This window comes from Advenella alkanexedens (assembly GCF_019132845.1).
Taxonomy (GTDB): domain Bacteria; phylum Pseudomonadota; class Gammaproteobacteria; order Burkholderiales; family Burkholderiaceae_B; genus Advenella; species Advenella alkanexedens.
Window position 1 is genome coordinate 46,716 of record NZ_JAHSPR010000006.1, and the last position, 20,836, is coordinate 67,551.

General features: G+C 53.0%; 15 protein-coding genes. 5 read left to right on the forward strand and 10 right to left on the reverse strand.

Annotated features, from left to right (window positions below; translation table 11 throughout):
• Positions 1 to 36: 36 nt before the first annotated feature.
• From KU392_RS09245 to fba, 7 genes are all read right to left on the reverse strand, one after another.
• Positions 37 to 975, reverse strand: coding sequence for a 2-hydroxyacid dehydrogenase (locus KU392_RS09245; protein ID WP_217735144.1), 939 nt, complete (start codon positions 973 to 975; stop codon positions 37 to 39).
• Positions 976 to 1,017: 42 nt separating this feature from the next.
• Positions 1,018 to 2,205 (reverse strand): M20 aminoacylase family protein, encoded by a 1,188-nt coding sequence (locus KU392_RS09250; RefSeq protein ID WP_169293794.1) that lies wholly within the window; start codon positions 2,203 to 2,205, stop codon positions 1,018 to 1,020.
• A gap of 54 nt (positions 2,206 to 2,259) precedes the next feature.
• The gene (locus KU392_RS09255; RefSeq protein ID WP_169293793.1) at positions 2,260 to 3,282 is read right to left on the reverse strand and encodes an L-threonylcarbamoyladenylate synthase; all 1,023 of its coding nucleotides are present in this window, start codon (positions 3,280 to 3,282) and stop codon (positions 2,260 to 2,262) included.
• Positions 3,283 to 4,467 (reverse strand): 5-(carboxyamino)imidazole ribonucleotide synthase, encoded by a 1,185-nt coding sequence (locus KU392_RS09260; RefSeq protein WP_217735145.1) that lies wholly within the window; start codon positions 4,465 to 4,467, stop codon positions 3,283 to 3,285.
• A gap of 30 nt (positions 4,468 to 4,497) precedes the next feature.
• The gene (purE, locus tag KU392_RS09265) at positions 4,498 to 5,001 is read right to left on the reverse strand and encodes a 5-(carboxyamino)imidazole ribonucleotide mutase (RefSeq protein ID WP_217735146.1); all 504 of its coding nucleotides are present in this window, start codon (positions 4,999 to 5,001) and stop codon (positions 4,498 to 4,500) included.
• 13 nt (positions 5,002 to 5,014) lie between these two features.
• Positions 5,015 to 5,896, reverse strand: coding sequence for a phosphoribosylaminoimidazolesuccinocarboxamide synthase (locus tag KU392_RS09270; protein WP_169293790.1), 882 nt, complete (start codon positions 5,894 to 5,896; stop codon positions 5,015 to 5,017).
• Between the two features lie 160 nt (positions 5,897 to 6,056).
• On the reverse strand, positions 6,057 to 7,121 hold the full coding sequence (gene fba, locus KU392_RS09275) for a class II fructose-bisphosphate aldolase (protein WP_169293789.1): 1,065 nt from the start codon (positions 7,119 to 7,121) through the stop codon (positions 6,057 to 6,059).
• Positions 7,122 to 7,405: 284 nt separating this feature from the next.
• On the opposite strand from fba, the gene KU392_RS09280 reads away from it, so the two are divergent.
• The 4 genes from KU392_RS09280 (at position 7,406) to cydX (ending at position 10,765) form a co-directional block, all read left to right on the forward strand.
• Positions 7,406 to 7,822 (forward strand): DUF2946 family protein, encoded by a 417-nt coding sequence (locus KU392_RS09280; RefSeq protein ID WP_302890966.1) that lies wholly within the window; start codon positions 7,406 to 7,408, stop codon positions 7,820 to 7,822.
• A 91-nt stretch (positions 7,823 to 7,913) separates the two neighbouring features.
• On the forward strand, positions 7,914 to 9,467 hold the full coding sequence (locus KU392_RS09285; protein ID WP_169293954.1) for a cytochrome ubiquinol oxidase subunit I: 1,554 nt from the start codon (positions 7,914 to 7,916) through the stop codon (positions 9,465 to 9,467).
• 23 nt (positions 9,468 to 9,490) lie between these two features.
• Positions 9,491 to 10,627 carry a cytochrome d ubiquinol oxidase subunit II gene (gene cydB / locus KU392_RS09290; RefSeq protein ID WP_217735185.1) on the forward strand — a complete coding sequence of 379 codons (1,137 nt, stop codon included), beginning with the start codon at positions 9,491 to 9,493 and terminating at the stop codon, positions 10,625 to 10,627.
• A 24-nt stretch (positions 10,628 to 10,651) separates the two neighbouring features.
• The gene (cydX, locus tag KU392_RS09295; RefSeq protein ID WP_217735147.1) at positions 10,652 to 10,765 is read left to right on the forward strand and encodes a cytochrome bd-I oxidase subunit CydX; all 114 of its coding nucleotides are present in this window, start codon (positions 10,652 to 10,654) and stop codon (positions 10,763 to 10,765) included.
• Positions 10,766 to 10,861: 96 nt separating this feature from the next.
• On the opposite strand, the gene KU392_RS09300 is transcribed toward cydX, so the two are convergent.
• Entirely contained in the window at positions 10,862 to 11,686 is an 825-nt protein-coding gene (locus KU392_RS09300; RefSeq protein WP_169293785.1) for a carbon-nitrogen hydrolase family protein, read from the reverse strand.
• Positions 11,687 to 11,789: 103 nt separating this feature from the next.
• Here KU392_RS09300 and KU392_RS09305 point away from each other — a divergent pair, with 103 nt between their 5' ends.
• Positions 11,790 to 12,662 (forward strand): NAD-dependent epimerase/dehydratase family protein, encoded by an 873-nt coding sequence (locus tag KU392_RS09305; RefSeq protein WP_246587410.1) that lies wholly within the window; start codon positions 11,790 to 11,792, stop codon positions 12,660 to 12,662.
• 26 nt (positions 12,663 to 12,688) lie between these two features.
• Here the strand turns inward: KU392_RS09305 and pbpC are convergent, their stop codons facing one another.
• Together pbpC and KU392_RS09315 are read right to left on the reverse strand one after the other, a co-directional pair.
• Positions 12,689 to 14,935: a penicillin-binding protein 1C gene (pbpC, locus tag KU392_RS09310; RefSeq protein ID WP_246587411.1), complete on the reverse strand. Its 2,247-nt coding sequence runs from the start codon at positions 14,933 to 14,935 to the stop codon at positions 12,689 to 12,691.
• 3 nt (positions 14,936 to 14,938) lie between these two features.
• On the reverse strand, positions 14,939 to 20,800 hold the full coding sequence (locus KU392_RS09315; RefSeq protein WP_217735149.1) for an alpha-2-macroglobulin family protein: 5,862 nt from the start codon (positions 20,798 to 20,800) through the stop codon (positions 14,939 to 14,941).
• Positions 20,801 to 20,836: the final 36 nt, after the last annotated feature.

Sequence of the window (20,836 nt, forward strand, 5' to 3'; positions counted from 1 at the left end):
TAATGTGTTGTCGGCATAATAGCGGATACACCCAGCTTAATAACCCACTTCCCGTGAAACAATGCCGCCAATATCCCGGCCATTTTCCAGATCGGTGATTTTCTGATTGATCTGTGCCAGGGCAAGCTCGTCATTGGTAGGACCGGAAATATGCGGTGTCACGATAATATTGGGATGTATCCAGAAAGGATGTCCCTGGGGCAAAGGTTCGGTACAGAAAACATCCAGCACCGCCTTGCCAATATGACCCGATTTCATCAGTTCAAGCAGATCATCTTCTTGAAGATGTTCACCACGGCCAATATTAATAAGGCTGGCCGGTGCCTGCAATTGAGACAGGGTTTGTTGGTTAAGGATAGCCCTGGTTTGCTGCGTAAGTGGCAAGACATTAATCAAAACCTGTGTGCTTCGCAAAAAATCGGGCAAGCCGTTTTCTCCTGCATAAGTGTGTACACCCTGCAGTTTGCGTTCGGTGCGCGACCAGCCATGTACTGTATATCCCAACCCTGTCAGAGCCTGTGCAATTTTTTGTCCAATCACCCCCAACCCCATCACGCCCACGGCAATCTGACTGGCTGACGGCTCGGGCAAGGGCTTCCATTGCTGCTGTTGCTGAAACAAGGCATACCGGTCAAACGGACGGGTTATTTTTGACAGGTAGTGAATGACATACTCCAGCATTTTATCAGCCAGGCCCGCATCCTCAAGCCGGACAATCTGGACCTGATCCGGTAAACCCGGTTGACGCAAAATGGCATCCACCCCGGCGCCCATATTGAACAGGTATTGAAGAGCAGGATAATCTTCAAACAACGAAACGGGTGGCTTCCAGACGATGGCCCTGCTAACCCCCGCATCGGGTTGACTGATGCCTGGCTGGTATACAATAGCATGCCAATGAGGATAATGCGCCTTGATGATTTTCAACCAGTTATCGGTATATTCGTGTGACTCGGAAGCCAGAATAATATTCAATTTATACCCTTTACAGTCGTATGGTTTATTTGTCCGGATATTTTATTTACTCAAATATTTTTCCGTCAGCCTGACCCAAAAAGAAGCGCCTATGCCAAGCAGATTGTCATTGAAATCATAACTGGGATTATGCAACAGGCAAGGACCCAGGCCATGGTCAGGTTGTCGGTGGGAACCATCGCCATTACCCAGGAAGATATAACTGCCAGGCCTTTTCTGCAGCATAAAGGCAAAGTCCTCCGAGGGCATGACCGGCTCGTGCTCGAAAACATATTCCACACTTTTTTCTGCCCCATACAGCTCTCGCATGACCTCGGCACACAGTTCAGTTTCCGCCTCACTGTTAACCAAAGCCGGATAACGCCGCTCGAAGGTGACTTCGCTGGTACAACCAAACGCATTGGCAATTTGTGCGGCAAGCTGTTTCATGCGGGCCTCAATCAAATCAACCACTTCATCGGAAAAGGCACGTACTGCCCCGCCAATCCAGCCATGATCGGGAATCACATTGCTTGCCGTACCGGCATGGATTTGGGTAATGGACAGCACCGCGGCATCAATGGGACGGATATTTCGTGACACCACAGTTTGCAAAGCCTGCACCAGTTGCGCAATGACCGGAACCGGATCGGCACTGTCTTGCGGTGCTGCGGCATGTCCACCCTTGCCCCGTATATTGATCCGAAAAATATTGCTGGATGCCATTAACGGCCCGGCACGATAGCCAAAACTACCTTCAGGCATGCCGGGCCAGTTATGCAGGCCAAATACGGCATCGCAGGGAAAGCGCTCAAACAGACCGTCTTCGATCATGGCTTTGGCTCCGGCCCCCCCTTCTTCGGCGGGCTGGAAAATAAACCGGACCGTACCGTCAAAATTGCGATTTTCACTTAAATATTTCGCAGCGGCCAGCAAGATGGCCGTATGCCCGTCATGCCCGCAGCCATGCATTTTTCCGTCATGTAGGGACCGGTGGGCAAAATTGTTTTCTTCCTGAATGGGCAAGGCATCCATATCTGCCCGCAAACCAATGGATTTATTTGAAGTTCCCGCCTTGATGCTGCCCACCACACCGGTTTTCCCGATACCTGTTGTGCACGCGATGCCCCACTTTTTTAATTTTTGCTCTACCAGTGCGGCGGTACGGTGCTCTTCATAACACAGTTCGGGATGCGCATGGATGTCTCGCCGGATAGCGATGATTTCATCAATGCCGGTAAACTTGATCATAAGAATTTCCGGTGATTCGTAACCGGACAATCATAGTCTCGTTTGGTAAAAATGTCACCTAGGGAAAGCCGCAGCCGCCCTTTGAAGACGGTCATTGACCGCTTCCCAGCGCTGGTCTTCAGGCAAGGCCTGGATGCAGATGCGCTGATAGCCCAGCTGGTCTACCCGACGCAAAAAAGCGTATAAATCATGCGCATATTGCACCGGTTCATTGGAAACCTCAAACCAATCTATCCCTTCAATGTCAGCTTGTCGACCCGCATCAAAGACACAAACCGCCCATTTTTCTCCTGCCGGCACCCGATCCTGCAGCTTGCCTTGCACCAACTCTTGGGCCGTCAACAACATCAGGGGAGTACGTGGCGCATAATGCGCCTTGAGCGTGCCCGATGCCCGTGGCGCATGATGATCGGGCAACTGCGGTGCATAACCCAGTACCTTAGCTATCTGGCTGGCACTGATATGCCCTGGCCGCAGCAAAACGGCCCCTACACCCTGACGGATCCGAGACAAGTCAACAATCGTGGATTCAATACCAATATCGGCTGCTCCTCCTTCAAGGACAGGCATCCCCTTGGCCACCTCTTCAGGAAATTCGCTTATGACATGTTCTGCCAAAGTGGGTGATACCTGGCCAAATTTATTGGCCGATGGCGCGGCAACGCCGCCTTGTCCCGAAGGCTTGAGCCGGGCAAACTGCTGCAGCAGGGCCTGGGCCACGGGATGGGACGGGCAACGAATGCCCACACTATCCTGACCACCACTGACAGTATCGGGTATATGACTAGCCCGTTGCAAGATAAGGGTTAGCGGGCCTGGCCAGAATGCCTTGATCAACTGATGTGCTTCTTCGGGAATATCGGTCGCCCAATAAGACAAATCGGCCTCGGGGGCCACATGTACAATAACCGGATGATTGGAAGGCCGACCCTTGGCCTGATAGATTTTTTCAACGGCCTGCGGGTTTTCGGCATCGGCTCCCAAACCGTAAACCGTTTCGGTAGGGAAGGCCACCAGCTCACCCTGTGCCAAACGCCTGGCTGCCCTGAGAATTTCCTGCTCCTGGTCTGCTTGCATTTACAGTACCTGGCTTAAATTAAGGATCTTACTGATCTGACGGGCATGGGCAAGTGCAGTATCAAAATTTTCGTGAACCACGTTTACATGCCCCATCTTACGCCCCTTGCGGGCTTCGCTTTTGCCATACAGATGCAGGGACACGCCCGGCAAGGCCAATACCTTTTCCCAGACCGGTTCGGCAAACGCCCCCGTCTCGGGGTGGAACCAGCTGTCACCCAAAATATTAAGCATGATGGCGGGTGCCCGTAATTGAGTGGAACCCAGTGGCATGCCGGCCATGACACGTACCTGCTGCTCGAACTGGCTGCTGGCACAGGCATTCATGGTGTAGTGACCACTGTTATGCGGACGCGGTGCCACCTCATTGGCCACCAGGCTGTTATCGTCCAGAATGAAAAACTCGATGCACAGCACACCAAAATAATTCAGGCCTTCGGCAATCTTAATGGCCGCCTGTTTGGCCTGATGCTGGATACTTTCAGCGATAAGCCCCGGATTCACCACGGTAGTAGCCAGAATGCCATTGACATGGGTATTTTGACCAATCGGGAAAACCGCCACCTCTCCATCGAAACCACGCGCCATCACCACCGAAATTTCTTCTTTCAGGGGCAGCATCGCTTCCAGTACACAAGGCACATTACCGAAGGACTCAAAAGCGGCAAGCGCTTCCTGGACATTGGCAACACGCGCCTGTCCTTTGCCGTCATAACCCAACCGGGCAGCCTTGAGAATGCCCGGGAACAGATGTTGCCCGGCCTTTTCCAGATCGGCAGCCGAGCGGACTTCGGCATAAGGGGCAACCGGGATGCCTTGCGAGGCAATAAAGGCCTTTTCCGCAATGCGATCCTGCACCACGGCTACTGCCGCCGCACCAGGACTGACCCGGCAATTTTCTGACAACTGTTTCAGACTGGCAGCGGGCACGTTTTCAAATTCAGTGGTAACCACCCGCGTAAGGGCGGCCAATTCATCCAGCCCTTTTACATCATCGTAGGCCGCAAACACCTGTTTTTCGGCAACAGTGCCGGCAGGACTGTCCTGGGCCGGGTCAAGCACCACGACTTTATACCCCATGCTTTGTGCTGCATGACAAAACATGCGGCCCAGTTGCCCCCCACCCAACATGCCAAGCCACTGGCCGGGATAAACAACAGCAGAAGTCAATACAGTATTATTCATAAGAGATAAAAATTTTGGTTTGCAAAAACACTAAGCCGAAGGTGGCAAGGTCATGGCGCGCGCGGCAGCCGTTTGTTTTTCACGAAAGGCCAGCAATTTTTCACGCAACTGGGGATTGGTCATGGCCAGGGTGGCAATGGCATGCAGGGCCGCATTGGCCGCACCGGCCTCGCCAATGGCAAACGTGGCCACCGGGACGCCCTTGGGCATTTGCACAATGGAAAGCAGGGAATCTTCACCTTTCAGGTAACGGGAAGGAACCGGCACCCCAAACACCGGAACTTCAGTCAAGGCCGCCATCATGCCCGGCAGGTGGGCAGCGCCCCCGGCACCGGCAATAATCGCACGAATACCGTCATTGTAAGCACGGGCACCGTAAGCCACCATATCGTGTGGCATGCGATGCGCTGAAATAACCTGCGCCTGGTAAGGCACACCAAACTCTTCCAGCATCCGGGTTGCATGCTGCATGACCTCCCAGTCACTGGAGGAGCCCATTATAACGCCCACAACCGGCTTGATATTGTCGCTCATGATATTCCTTTTCTTATGCCAGCAGACGGTCTACCGCCTCACGATATTTGGCGGCTGTTTTTTCAAGTACATCTTGTGGCAGACGGGGAGCTGGCGGGGTTTTGTCCCAAGGCTGGGTTTCAAGCCAGTCACGCACAAACTGCTTGTCAAATGAAGGAGGACTGATACCTTCCTGATAGCTGTCAGCTGGCCAGAAACGGGAGGAGTCGGGGGTTAGCACTTCATCCATCAAATACAGCTGATTATTTTCATCCAGACCAAACTCGAACTTGGTGTCGGCGATGATAATACCTTTTTCCGCGGCAAAACTGGCCGCTTCCGCATACAGTTTCAGGGTAATGTCACGGATTTTCTCTGCCAGTTCCTGCCCCACTTCTTTCACCACATGGGAAAAATCCACGTTTTCATCGTGTGAGCCGAACTCGGCCTTGGCAGCTGGCGTGAAAAGAGGTTCAGGCAGTTTGCTGGCCAGTTTCAAGCCTTCCGGTAACTTCACGCCGCAAACCGTACCGGTTTCCTGGTAATCCTTCCAACCGGAACCAATAAGATAACCACGGGCCACCGCTTCAACCAACACAGGCTTTAAGCGTTTGACAACGACAGCACGGCCTATAACCTGATCAACCTCATCAGGGGCCACCACATCTTCAGGCCTCATATTGGTCGAGTGATTGGGAATAATGTGCGCCAGTTTTTTCAGCCAGAACCCGGTTAATTCGGTAAGTACCTTGCCTTTGCCCGGAATCGGATCATCAAGAATGACGTCAAACGCGGAAATGCGGTCGCTGGCAATGATAAGCAGCTTATCATCACCCACGGCATACATGTCACGTACTTTACCGCGTGCCAGCAATGGTAATGATTTGATGGTTGATTGATGAAGTGCAGTAGCCACTTGTAACCCTTAAGTTTGGTTGGAATGGATATGTGCGTTATGACAAAAACCATAACGGATCAAACCCGATATTTTAACGCTTTAAATAAAAAATCCCGCCCCAAATGAATAGAAGACGGGATTTTTAATACCGGCATTTGCCTTTTATGCAAACAGGAATTTATTTAACCTGCTGATCGAGCTTGCCGGCCGCATACAGGGAAGCCATTTCAGACAGGCTGACCGGTTTGATTTTGCTGGCATTACCTGCCGTACCAAAGGCTTCGTAACGGGCAATACAGATTTTTTTCGCTGCTTCACGGGCAGGTTTGTTGTATTCACGCGGATCGAATTTGGACGGATTTTCAGCCAAAAAGCGACGAATCGCGCCCGTCATGGCAAGACGGATATCGGTATCGATATTGATTTTGCGCACACCATATTTAATGGCTTCCTGGATTTCTTCAACCGGTACACCATAGGTTTCTTTCATGTCGCCACCAAATTCGCGAATTTCAGCCAACAACTCTTGTGGCACGCTTGAGCTGCCATGCATGACCAGGTGGGTATTGGGCAGGCGAGCGTGAATTTCCTTGATGCGCTGGATAGACAGGATATCGCCTGTTGGCTTGCGGGTAAATTTATACGCACCATGGCTGGTGCCAATCGCAATCGCCAGGGCGTCAAGCTGGGTTTTACGCACAAAATCGGCAGCCTGCTCGGGATCGGTCAGCAACTGGTCAATCGTGAGTTTACCGTCGGCACCGTGGCCGTCTTCCTTGTCACCTTCCATGGTTTCCAGTGAACCCAGGCAGCCCAGTTCACCTTCAACGGTCACACCCAGTTTATGGGCCATGTCCACCACTTTTTTGGTCACTTCCACATTGTATTCATAATCGGCAATGGTTTTGCCATCTGACATCAGGGATCCGTCCATCATGACGCTGGAAAAACCCAGATTAATGGCGCCCTGGCAAATTTCGGGAGACTGCCCGTGGTCCTGGTGCATAACGACCGGAATTTCAGGGTAGCTTTCAACCGCAGCCTGGATCAAATACTTCAGAAAGCCTTCGCCTGCATATTTGCGGGCACCGGCAGAGGCTTGCATGATAACCGGACTATTGGTTTCCTTGGCCGCTTCCATGATGGCCTGGACCTGCTCAAGATTGTTAACGTTAAAAGCAGGAATGCCGTAACCGTTTTCGGCCGCATGGTCGAGCAACTGACGCATTGAAACTAATGCCATGTGATATTCTCCTAGAGGATCTATGTCAAATTTCCGAATTGCCCATATTTTACGTGGGTTTGTGTTTTTTTACCCAAGTTTCCCCCCTACCGGCAAATTTTGCAAACGAGTACGTTTTTTGTAATATGAATCATGCCTGAAAGGCCAGGTTTGCCACGCCTCTGATCAACTGAAAACGCACGATGAACAAAATCAATCCAAATCAAGAAACTTTTGAGATTTAGCAAAGTAATTTTTGCACATCGGACTTACAATTTGTTTAATCTATTCTAGTACTCAATATTGTGAACCGTTATAAAAACCGCTCTCTCCACTGTACTTTATGGGTCATCCTCATTGTGATGACCCTGGCTGCGGTTTCACCTTCCGTCTCATCGCTTTTGGGCACAGACTCCATCACACCCTTACCCTTCACCCTCGAAATCTGCGATTCATCCGGCAACAGTAAAACCTTAACCATCAGCAGCAATGCATCACTCGGTCCGGACTCTGCCGCCCACACCTCCGATATCCACTGCCTGCTCTGCATTCTTTCCGAATCCCAGGCAGCCATTGTCACGCTGGCCTGTATCCTGCTCCTCGGATTTATCGCCCGTCAAGTCATCACGATTGTTTACCACGAATGGCAACTGCTCATTCGCACTATCCGCTGGCGACCTAACCGCAGCCAGGCTCCTCCTCAGTTTCCCCTGTTTTCCTAACCAGAAAATTTTTCATTGCATTTATCAAGGTGAATGTCACGTCTGCTGACATACGCCCCCCTTTCATTCCAGAAAAAGTCTCAAGGAGTAAATCCGCATGGATGAATTAGTTGACCTATCCCGGCTGCAATTTGGTTTGACAGCCCTATACCATTTCCTGTTCGTGCCGCTCACGCTTGGCATGGTCTGGATTCTTGTTATCATGGAATCCGCCTATGTCATGACAGGCAAGGTTATTTATAAAGACATGACCCAATTCTGGGGCAAGCTCTTTGGCATCAACTTCGCCCTTGGCGTCACAACCGGTATCACACTGGAGTTCCAGTTCGGTACCAACTGGGCCTATTATTCCCACTACATGGGGGACATTTTCGGTGCCCCACTGGCGATTGAGGGCTTAATGGCTTTCTTTCTCGAGTCCACCTTTGTCGGCCTGTTCTTTTTTGGCTGGGAACGCATGTCACGCAGGCAGCATCTGGTCGTGACCATTTTAATGGCTGTCGGCACCAACCTGTCCGCTTTGTGGATTCTGGTGGCCAATGGCTGGATGCAAAATCCCATCGGAGCCGAATTCAACTTTGAAAGCATGCGGATGGAAATGGACAATTTCTGGACTGTTGTTCTCAACCCCGAGGCCCAGAACAAATTCGTGCATACGGTTTCTGCCGGTTATGTAACAGCCGCCATGTTCGTCCTTTCGATTTCCAGCTGGTATCTGCTGAAAAAACAGGACGTTGAATTTGCCAAACGCAGTTTTCGCATTGCCGCAGCTTTTGGCATTGCCTCCATTCTGTCCGTGATTGTTCTGGGTGACGAATCCGGCTACTCGATTGGCAAAGCCCAAAAAACCAAGCTTGCCGCCATTGAAGGCATGTGGGAAACCGAACCGGCCCCTGCCCCATTTACCCTGATTGCCTCGGTCAATGACGCGGAAATGAAAAACAACTGGGAAGTCAAGATCCCATGGCTCATGGGCCTGATCGGCACCCGTTCCACCACCGAAGTCATACCCGGCATTCACGATATCATTAAGGAAAACCATGCTCGCATCGAGTCTGGCCAGCAAGCGGTAGTCGCCCTTGACAAACTGCGTGCAAACCGCAATGACCAGCAAGCCATGGATACTTTCCTGAAACACAAGGAAGACCTGGGTTTTGGCCTGCTGCTTAAACGCTACAGCGCCGATGTCGGCCAGGCCACGCCTGAAATGATTGCCCAGGCTGCCAGAGATACCATTCCTGCCGTCAAACCGCTGTTCTGGTCATTCCGTGCCATGGTGGGTCTTGGTTTCTTCATGTTGTTTCTCTTTACGGCCTCTTTCTGGGCTTCCATCAAAGGCAACTTTACCGAAAAAAAATGGTTGCTGAAACTGGCCCTGTACTCTCTGCCATTGCCCTGGATTGCCTGCGAAGTGGGCTGGTTCGTGGCCGAATTCGGACGCCAACCCTGGACCGTGTATGGCGTTCTGCCTACCCATCTGTCCGTTTCCACACTTAGCACCAGCTCCTTATGGGGTTCGCTGGCCGGATTCATCGCTTTCTACACCATTTTGTTCGTTGTGGAAATGTATCTCATGATCCGTTTCTCCAGGCAGGGCCCCGGCAGCCTGGGTACCGGTCGCTATGTTCATGAGCCCAAACACTAAGGAGCCAGATTATGGAAAACATCATTGATTATGAAATACTGAAATTCATCTGGTGGCTGCTGATAGGCGTCCTGCTGATCGGGTTTACCGTCATGGACGGCCATGACATGGGTGTCGCCACGCTGCTTCCCTTTGTCGGCAAAAACGATGAAGAGCGCCGTGTCGTCATCAACACGGTTGCTCCTCACTGGGATGGCAACCAGGTCTGGTTCATTACGGCTGGCGGTGCCATTTTTGCTGCCTGGCCCATGATTTATGCCACCGCATTCTCGGGCTTTTACTGGGCCATGATGGCCGTATTATGGGCGCTGTTCTTCCGTCCTGTCGGCTTTGACTATCGCAGCAAAATCAACAATACCACCTGGCGCAAAACCTGGGACTGGGGCCTGTTTGTGGGCAGCTTCGTTCCACCGGTCATTTTTGGCGTGGCCTTTGGCAATCTGCTGCTTGGCGTGCCTTTCCAATATGACAGCATCCTTAACCCCACCTATTCAGGCAGTTTCTGGGCCTTGCTCAATCCCTTCGCCCTGCTTTGCGGTGTGGTTGCCAGCGGCATGGTCACCTTCCACGGCGCCATTTACCTGATGCACCGCACCGAAGACCCGATCCAATCCCGGGCCAAGACATGGATGACCATCAGTGGCCTGGTAACGGTGATCGGTTTTACCCTGGCCGGAATCTGGGTCGCATTTGGCATTGACGGCTACCGTATTACATCGGCCATCAACCTGGCTGCCAGCCCCGACCCCTTAACCAAGGAAGTGGTGCGTGAAGCCGGCGCATGGCTGGCCAATTACCAGCGCTGGCCGTTAACCATCCTGGTGCCTGTCCTGGGTTATGTGGGTATCCTGGGCGCCCTGTGGCTGGCCAAAAGCGGGAAAACTTTTGCCGCGTTCTTTGTTTCCGCGCTTGGCATTACCGGCATTATCGGTACCGCCGGCGTTTCCATGTTCCCGTTCATGATGCCCTCATCAAGCCATCTGGCATCCAGCCTTACCGTCTGGGACAGCTCATCCAGCCATTTCACCCTGTTCGTCATGCTGATTGCGGTTGTCATCTTCATGCCCATCATTATTTTGTATACCCGTTGGGCCTACAGCATCATGAGAGGAAAAGTCACCACGGCTTATATTCGTGAAAATGAACATTCCGTTTACTAAACCATATTTTTACTGGAGTTTGATATGTGGTATTTTGCCTGGACATTAGGGATTGGCTTTGCCATCGCCCTGGCCATTCTGAATGCGCTTTGGGGTGAATACGAACCCGATCGCCTGGAACGCAAACAGGAAGGTTAAACAAATCGTGGCAGGCCAGGCCGAAAAGGCCACTGCCAGCAAAATGGCCGGTTCAAGACCGGCCATTTTCAATTTCAACTAAAGTTGAGGCTGTTTTTAATAGCGCCTGTTTTCAAGACAAGGCAGAATATTTCTGACCTGTTGTATTCTTTCTTTTTCCAATACCTTTACCGCCAGCCCCGGCTGGTCGGCACAGCCGGCAACAATACTGCCCATTGGGTCAATAATCATGCTGTTTCCGGCACAACGCGGCGCTGTCTGCCCTGAAGCCAGCACATAACTGGTATTTTCAATAGCCCGTGCCCTAAGCAGGATTTCCCAGTGATTTTCCTTGTAAGGCCCGGCAATCCAGGCCGCGCTCACTGAAATGACATCCGCCCCCTTGACCGCCAGGGCACGGGACAGCTCGGGAAAACGAAGGTCATAGCAATTGACCAGGCCAATCATAAAATCTTTAATCTTGAATAAACCAAGTTCTGAGCCGTCCGCTTTAATGTCTCCCGGCTTGACCTTGTCAGATTCCTTGAAGTTGAAAGCATCATACACATGTAATTTGGTATAGCGGACAATCACTTCACCCTGGGCATTCATCACCAGTAACCGGTTGGTAACCCGCTCTTCTGCCGGATCATCGCTTAAGCTGAGCACGCCCACAATAATATTCATTTGGTGGCTGCGTGCCAGGCCCTGCATATACTCAATAAATGCCGGAGAATGCTGTTGGGCAATTTCCCTTAAGGTTGGCAAATCAGACCCAAATGAACACATGGCCGCCTCGGGAAACACCAGCAGCTCAACACCCTCCGCAACCGCCTGCAGTGTCAAGTCATGAATGTATTTTTTATTCGCCGCAATATCATTCACGGCAGGAAATTGGGCCACCGCCACTTTCAGGCGGGAAAAATCAGACGCTAAATTCATATTTCTCACAAATAGTCAGATATCAATGCACTAATTATGCCCCAGAATACCTAAAATGAAGCCAACTTCCCCCTTGAACCGCCCTCTTAACGGAATACATGCATTGAATACCACTAAACACATTTTAATTGCCGGATGCGGTAATCTTGGCCTGCGTGCCGCGCATCTGCTACTGCAACAAGGGCATGTGGTTTACGGTTTAAAAAGAAATCCTCCCGGGCAGCCCATGAATGCCCAAACAACGTCGCCACAAATACAATGGATCCAGGCAGACCTGTGCCAGCCAGACAGCATGCAAGCCTTGCCTGAAAAAATCAGCGATATTATTTATTGCCCCACGCCCCCACAAAGAACCGAAACCGCCTATCGGGCCATTTTTATCCAGGGTCTGAATAATTTGCTGGGCGCATTGGACACCACCTGGCTTAAACGCCTTGTTTTCATTTCTTCCAGCGCGGTTTATGGTGAACATCACGGCAATTGGGTGGATGAGAACACGCCCCTGTTGCCGCTGGGGGTGAATGGCCAGGTTTTGCAAGCAGCGGAACAGCATGTACATGCACTACCTTATGAAACTATCGTCTTGCGGCTGTCCGGTCTTTATGGCCCTGAAAAGCAACAGCTTCTGGCCAGGATTCGGGCCAGCCAGACCCGGGTGCCTCGCCATGAAACGCATTATGCCAACCGGATTCACATTGAAGACGCTGCCGCTGCCATTGTTCATTGCCTGGCCTTGCCAACACCAGCCCCCTGTTACCTGGTTAATGACAACACCCCCCTGCCCATTGACGAACTGTACGACTGGCTGGCAAACGCCATGCAGGTTCCCTGCCCGCCAGAGGGCGCTCCACCGGCTGGCATTGGCAACAAAAGACTCAGCAATGCATTGCTGCTGGAAAGCGGCTTTCGCTTGCGCTGGCCCGATACCAAACAGGGGTACTTGGCCTTGTTAAAAGATCCGCCAATACAAATTTAAAATTAAAAAGTATTTTTTAAAATAAATCAGCCTGTCTGATCATCCGGCTTGGCAAGGCGGGCACCTCGTACCTGTATGACAACCGCATCAAGCACCCGGTTTTGCCCGTCCCTGATTTCCAGCCGATGACGGCCCGGCAAGGGTAACCAGGCATAAGGATTGGCACTGCCCAGATACTGGCCATTCACATACCAGTTCACCGTTTGCGTGACCCGTCCGGCCGTATTGCCGGCACGCAGCAGCAGACGCTGGCTATCGGCCGGAATGTCAGGATCAAGGGCGATAATGGTGTCATGAGCCGGATGACTGATAAACAGGGACTGATCCTGCACCGCCGGCAATGAGCTCGCCAGGGCAACCCGGGAAAGTTCGGTACCCGGCAGAAAGTATTCGGTACGTGAAGGCTCCAGATCCTGTTCAAACACCACCTGTTCGGCCACCACCCCCGCCGGTATGGCAGGCGCCTTGCCAGGCCGGTTCTGATGCAAATATCCCATCACATCATGCCAAATCGGCCCTGCACCTGAAACACCGGTAATGTCATACATGCTGGCACCACTGCTATTGCCCACCCAAACCCCAACGGTATAATCCTGCGACCAGCCAATTGTCCAATTGTCACGCATGTCTTTGCTGGTACCCGTTTTAACGGCGCTCCAGAAAGGCGTACTCAGGGCGCTATCCAACCCAAAGGTGCGGGCCCGCGCCTGGCGATCCGACAGCATATGCCCCACAATCCAGGCCGTTGAAGCGGAAATAAGCGGCTCACCTGAAGCAGGCGACAAGTACTCCTCCCCCGGTACGGCCCAGTTTACGTCACTGTACCGCCCACCATTGGCCAAGGCCCGAAACGCATTGGTCAGGCTCAGCAAAGATACCTCTGCACTGCCCAGCGCAAGACTGTAGCCGTAGTAATCACCCGACTGCGCCAGCGGCAGGCCAAGACGGCTTAACAAATGCTGGAAGGCGTCCGGCGTCACCATGGTCAACGTGCGCACGGCAGGAATATTCAGGGAAGAAGCCAGGGCCACCCTGACACTGACCCAACCGGAATACTGCCGATCATAATTTTGCGGCACATACAGGCCCGAACCGGTAGCCAGATTGACCGGGCGGTCATCAAGCAGGGAAGCGGCGGTCAGACGGCCCTGGTCGATAGCCTGCGCATACAGAAACGGTTTGAGGGTTGAGCCCGCCTGACGCAGGGCACGTACATGATCCACATGGGCCGCACTGGCCAGGTCCGCGGAAGAACCAATATAGCTCAGTATGTGACCCGTACGGTTGTCCAGCACGACAACTGCGGCATCATTGGCATTCTGCTTTTGCAAAGGCTTGAGATTGCGCCGGATGCTTTGCAAGGCATACACCTGCAAATCGCGGTTTAACGTACTGGTAATGGTGTCCGCAACCGCTTGTCCACTCGCTTTATACAGGCTCAGCAAATGACTGGCATAATGCGGAGCCAGCACTGGATCATCCAGATGGGCATGTTGTTGATTGGCCAGGTAATATCCAACAAAACGTTCTAAATGATCACAATCCCGCGTGAAAGCCTGCCGCTGCAAAATGCCACAGGCACGCAAGGCAACCGTTTTAGCCGATGCATTGGGCGCCCGCAAAAGGGCAGCCAGCATGGCACCTTCACGGTAATCGATACCCGCAGGATATTTCTGCAACAAGGCACGGGACGCGCTGTCAATACCCGTCAGTTCTCCACGAAATGAAACCAGATTCAGATAAGCTTCAAGTATCTGGGCTTTGCTCCAGCTTAGTTCAAGTGCCTGGGCCATGATGATCTGCCGGGCTTTTTGCCGATAGGTACGGGTTCGTTTTTGCCGGAAAAGACGTTCATCCAGAAGACCCACCAGCTGCATGCTTAATGTTGAAGCCCCACCACTATGACCTTCAAACAGGCGTTTATAAGCCGCCCCCAACAAGGCCTGGGGATCTACCCCGTGATGCGCATAAAACCGCTTGTCTTCAGAAACCAGCAAGGCATCCAGCATGGCTGGGGAAACATCATCAATGACGGTCCATTCACCCCGCCGTTCCTGAAAATCCTGTCGCTGCTGCTGCAACAGATGACCCTGAGCATCCAGCAACGCTACATACGACGAGCGATAAGCGGCCTTGACCGTTTCAAAAGAAGGCACTTCCTGCTGCGCCACCATAAGGCGCATCAGGAAAAAGGCCAGCGCCATCACCCCTACTGCGCTCATGGCGCACCAGCCCAGAATGCGCCAGCCACACCGCCCCGATTGCAAACCCATGCCTTATGGCCCTTTCACCTCGAAGCCGGCCGTATTCGGCAACTCCCCATAAACATTGGGTGCATACATGGCCTCCACTCGTGTGGGTGGCAACACATACTGACCAGGTGTATTCAAACGAACGGTATACTCGACCACCGATTCACCGGCTGGCAGATATTGGTAGTAAGCACGGTAAACATCGGGGTAGCGTTCAACAAAACTGGGGCCATCCCAGCCATCATTTTGTTCACCAGCCGTGCTGATTAGCGAATCACGGCCCAGCCCACTGCCAAGAATGGTGGCACCCGCAGGCACCGGATCCGAAACAATCACCCAGTTCATGGCCGACTTGGCCTTGACCAGCAACCTGACCCGGTACACATCACCCTGGGTCCATTGGGTGTCTGAAGCCCGACTGACCGGCTCAATGGTTTTCTCTATCACATAACCGGCATAAGCGGGCCGGGTAACCGGCACGGCTGCCAGCGCACTGACAGTCGCCCACACCCTGCCCGGTCCCTGTTTGCTCAGAGACAGCGATTCCCTGTCGGTACCTGCCCAAGGGGACAAGACTTTCTGGTTAAGGCTCATATTCTCCCAGGTCTGGGCTTCACCATTGGGTGGCATCAGCATCATATTGACACTACCCTTGGCCGGTGTTTTTTCAAACTGCCGGGCAAACTGACCCACGGCCAGGGTTCCCCACAAGTTGGCGGTGGTGGTCGACCACGCCCCTTTCTGCTGCATCTGCAGCAGACCCTGCAACATATAGGGGATATCGTTTTCCCATGCTTTCTGATTCATGGCAGCCAGCAACAGCTTGCCCATATTCGCCTCTGGATTAAGCATGAGCCACCAGGACGAGTTGCGACCGGTATCGGCAAAAACCATCGCCGTACCCTGACGGTCCATGCGCGCGACCAAGGCATGACGAATCCGTTCCAGCATCTGGCTGCGGTTCGGGATGCCCTTGACCCGGGTAACAATATTCATCCAGTCAATGAGCGCAGCAGTTGACCAGTTCTGGGTATCCAGCTTGACCGATGACAACAGGGAAGGCGTGACCCGGCCATAACGGGAAAGCGCTTCAAGGGCAATCACACGACGCTCAACATTGTCATTGACGGGTGCCCAGGTATTGCGCCGCAACTTGCCCAATACATAATTGTGCAAGCCATCAAGCATACGATCCCGGTAGGCTGCAGGAATGCCATCAACCACTCCCTGTTTTTGCGCCTCATCGGCCATGGAAATCAGGTAGGCCGTCAATACCACATCACCATTCAGGACAGCACTGGGAAAATACATGGCCAGACCATCCTGATCCAGATAAGCGGGCAATTGCTCCATGATGGCATTCCATTTTTCGGGGCTGCTCAAGCCAACCGCAATGGAAGAGACCTGTTCAAGGCAGGTATAAGGATAGTTGTTGAACCATTTACGCACATTCTGCAGCCCGCCAGCCAACGTAGGCTGCAACTGGACCTGCACGCCCCCCACAAACCGCCCCGCTTTCTGCAGCGACTCGGGGGGCACCTGCAAAGGAAAATCACTGACCGGCGTTTCAGGGCTGACCGATAACAGGGCAGCCTGGCGCACCGTGACGGGCGTTGCCGGTGATACTTCCTGGATGAAGCGCAGTTGATCCTGCGCATCACCGGAGCCAGTCTCGGCAACCCGCAACGTCCAGTTGAGCGTTTGACGGTCAAGGATCGAACCCGAAACGGGCACCTGGACATCCCAGCTCAATTGCCCTGAAGACCCCGCTGCCAGTTCAAGCTCTTGCGCCGGCAATGACTGTGGTGCCACCGCTGTACCGGTAAAGCTGGCCTGTACCCGTGTTTTCATGGCTCGGGCACTGGCATTGCGTACGGTGACCATGGCCTGATAACGGTCGCCTTCGCGCACCACCTGTGGCAAGCCCGGAATAATTTGCAGGTCCTGCGTGGTATGAATGAAAACAGCCCCGTCACCAAACAGCTGCGTACCATGATCGGCCGCCACCAGCACCTTGAAACGGGAAATCACGTCGTTAAGCGGGATATCAATGGTGGCCTGCCCCTGCCCGTCCAGCTCCACATTGGGCTTCCACAACAAGAGCGTATCGAGCAACTCGCGGGTGGGCGCGCCAATGCCGCCCCCACCGCCCGGTGGCAAGGCTTTACGGCCATAATGCCGACGCCCGATTATTTCCAATTGTGCCGTGGCCGTTTCAACACTGTAAGGACGCACGCCCATCATGCCCTCAAGCAGTTTCCAGCTGGGGTTATCGGCCAGTTCAAGCAGTGCCTGATCCACCACGGCAACCGCCACGGTAGCCCCGGCGGCCGGCCTGCCATCGGGTAAGACGGCCTTAATGGTAGCCTTGGCGGTTTCCCGGATCTTGTACTGTTCCTTGTCGGGTGTTAACTGTATATTGATTTTATGCGCCGGACTTTGTACCCGGATATCGGTCAGGCCAAAACGGAAAGCGGGCTTGGCCAGGTCAATCATGGCCGTGGGCGCTGCCACTTCTTCGCTATCTTTGCCCCAGTTGAACAGGGACAGGCCAAGTGACTGACGGACCCGTCCACGCACAGCCAATACGGATACATACACATTGGGCCCCCATTCGGGTTTGATGTCAAGACTGACGGTTGGATCTTTGCCATCGATATCCACCACTCTGGCTTCCAGCACCCCTTCACGCTCGACAGCCAGCAGTGCGGTTGCCTGCCGAAACGGCATTCTCACCTGGAAACGGGCCTGTTCACCGGCCGCATATTCCTTACGCTCAGGGATGATATCGATGCGGTCATTATTCTCACCGGCAAACCAGAGTTCTTCCTGCCCGACAACCCAGACAGAAGATTCCGCCCGGGACAGGTTCCCCTGCTCATCCCGGACTTGGGCTACCAGGCTGACACGCCCGGTTTCCGTCAGGGAAACATCGCATTCAAGCCGGCCGTCATGATCGGTACGACCCTCACAAACCGTACCCATATCCTGACTCACGCGCTGCGTGTCATAACTGTAAAAACCGCCTACCAAACGTTTGCGTACGGTATGAGAGGTGTATTTGACGGCCTGAACCTGAATGGGGGTTTGCCCAAGCGGTTTGCCAGACGGCGTCAGGGCCAGCGCGGTGATTTTGGCATTTTTACCCTTTTCAAGATAGTAACCGGTACGAATGCCTGCCACGATATTGGCCGGCCAGGCCGCAACCTGCTGGCTCAGGGTTTGGATTTCACCGTTCGGATCCAGGAAGCTGGCTTCAAAGGTAAAGGTTTTGGCTTGTTTAACCTCTGGAACAGGGGTAATTTCCAGCCGTGCCCCTCCTTTGTCATCCAGCTCCAACCGTTTTTTATCCACAAACAGTCGTGTCGCAGAATCAGACTGCTCATAGTCATCTTCATCCTTTATCGTGCGAGGCGGCTCAAAAGAAAAATCGCTGTAATCGGCAAAAGACACTGAGCGGTCCCGTGCCATGGCCGAAATGGTCACAGGCAACTGACCCGCCGCACCACCGGCTATGTAATTAAGTTGCAAATCCAGATCAAGCGCATGCGGTGCAACAATGGCCCCCCCTTCCTGCCCGGGCTGGGCAATTTTCAGGCTACCCGTGAGCAGTGGCAATTTGAAAGCCTCGACCCTGAAAGAAGCGCTGCCAAAATAATCACTGCCCACACTGTCAAACCGTGCTTCATATTCACCAAGCTTGGCCGATTTCGGAATCGTCCAGTTCGTGATGGCACTGAGGCCACCACTGGGACTTGGCTGCCACTCGACGGGAATTTCGTATGTGTCAGAAGAGCCCATATGCGAAATGGTCAATTGCACGGGCCGTCGCCCGGCATCAGGCAAACCAAAACCATCACGGGTTTCAGTACGGATAAAGTGCTTCATGGACACGGTTTCACCGGCCCTGAACAGGCTGCGATCAAACACCGTGTGGGTTTTCAGGTCAAGCTGATCACTGCTGTACCCCATGGGCACGTTAAAGCGCCAGGGTTCGATACCCCGGTCCCAGCTGGTCAAGGCAAATGAATAATCCGACATCCCGTTGGCCATGGGATGGGTTTCGGGAATACGCACAGAGACAAAATAACCGCTCATGCCATTGTTTTCGCAATAATCCTTGCCACTGACGGGCTTTTTCAAATGCCAGATACCGTGTTCACCGGTTTGGCCGCCCGCCACCACCTGACCATCGCAAGCCAAGACATTCACCTGCGCATCAGGCACCGGCTTGGCATCATCCAGGGTAGTAACCCAAACCAGAAAATCATCCTTGCCCTTTTTAACGTGCACGCCCAGGTTGGTTACCAATACTGCCGTTCGCACATACATGGGGTTACGGTCTTTCAGCAAGGACTGTCCCAAATGGGCAGACTTGACTTCAAGTACATGAAAGCCGGTTTGCTGCAATGGCAAGCCGATCACTTCAAAATCACGCTCGTTATTGCCACCTGAAGCAGGCAAATTGATTTTGGAGATTTTTTCATTATTGGCCAGGATGGACACCGAGCGGCTATCCACCTCTGTTTTCGGGTCTTCCCGGTCCCAGTCAATGGCCAGGTCATTCATGATGGCACGGATATTGGCAGGACTGTAACGAACGTCATCAAGACGACGCACCCGGTGAAACCAGTTAAGTACATCCTGGTCGGTTTGCGGTACAAAATCACTGACCTGTCCCGGAGAAATGAAGTGATCACCCGCCTGCAAATGGCTTTCCACATTGCGTACCGTCAGGGGGACCAGGGCAGGTTGCTCTTTCAATGTTTTGCCCGGCTCGGTTTCGGCGTGTTTTTCTATAATGCCGAAAGTGGATGAGGCAAATTTCACCAACGGTGGAGTACGCCCGAAAGCACTCTTTAACGGAAACTGACTGGCATTGGATAACTGCCTGCCCGCGTCATCCCGAAAATCAGCGGGCAACACCACCCGCATTTCCGCATTTTCCGGAAATGGAGCCGCAAACCTGACACTTTCAACCAGATTATCAGGCGACTCATCCGCCCAGGAAGGGGAATACGTTTTGCCATCCACTTCCAGGGTAATCGCCTTGGCCAGTTCAAGCGAAACCGGGGCGCTAAAGTTTAAGGTAATGGGCTTGACGGGCATGCAGGCGGCATTCTGGTTTTCACGCAGACAGCTGAAACTGACCTTGAAGGGCTCCCTGACCTCATAATTTCGTTCATAGGGCAGTTCAGACAACAAACCGCCGGCACCTTCAAGACCTTTGTTAATAAACAGCTGCATTTTGCCACTGGCAGGAAGGCGTCGGCTGCATTGCACGACTTCAACCTGCCCGGCACGGTCTGACAGATAGTCCAAAGACTGACTTAACAGCTCAAGTTTTTCCTGCTGCCCCAATACCCGCACCGGGATTTGCTCACCATAGCCGGTCACCGTGCAAACGGCTTTCCGGGCCAGGGATTGGGGATTGACCGGTGCCGTGAAATTAATCACAAAGGCCTGGTCTTCATCGACCTGGTCACCGTAGGGCACGACATAATCCACCCGGGGACCGCCCGTATTGAAGGTGTATTGAGGTTCTGACTGCACGACCTTGCCCTGCAGGTCACGAAACGCGGGATTGGGGGAAACGGTGCAGGTCACACCAGAGGGCACCCTGCCTTCAAAATCATAAGACCAGTTGGAAACATCACTCCATTTCCCATGGCCTGTCAGCGTAGGGTGATCGCATTTAACCAAGAGGGGATCGGGACTGTCGGCACGTCCAAGACGAATTACCGGCTCACTGAAACGAGCCTTGACGCTGCTGACCTCGTTAATGCGCCCGGTGGGTATCAGCGACGCTATTTGTGCCGCCTGTACGACAGAAGCCGTACCCGCCAGCAACACAAACCCCAAGGACACAAAATGTCTTTTATACATTTCCCCTACCCCTATTTTTCCTGAAGGGCATCGGCT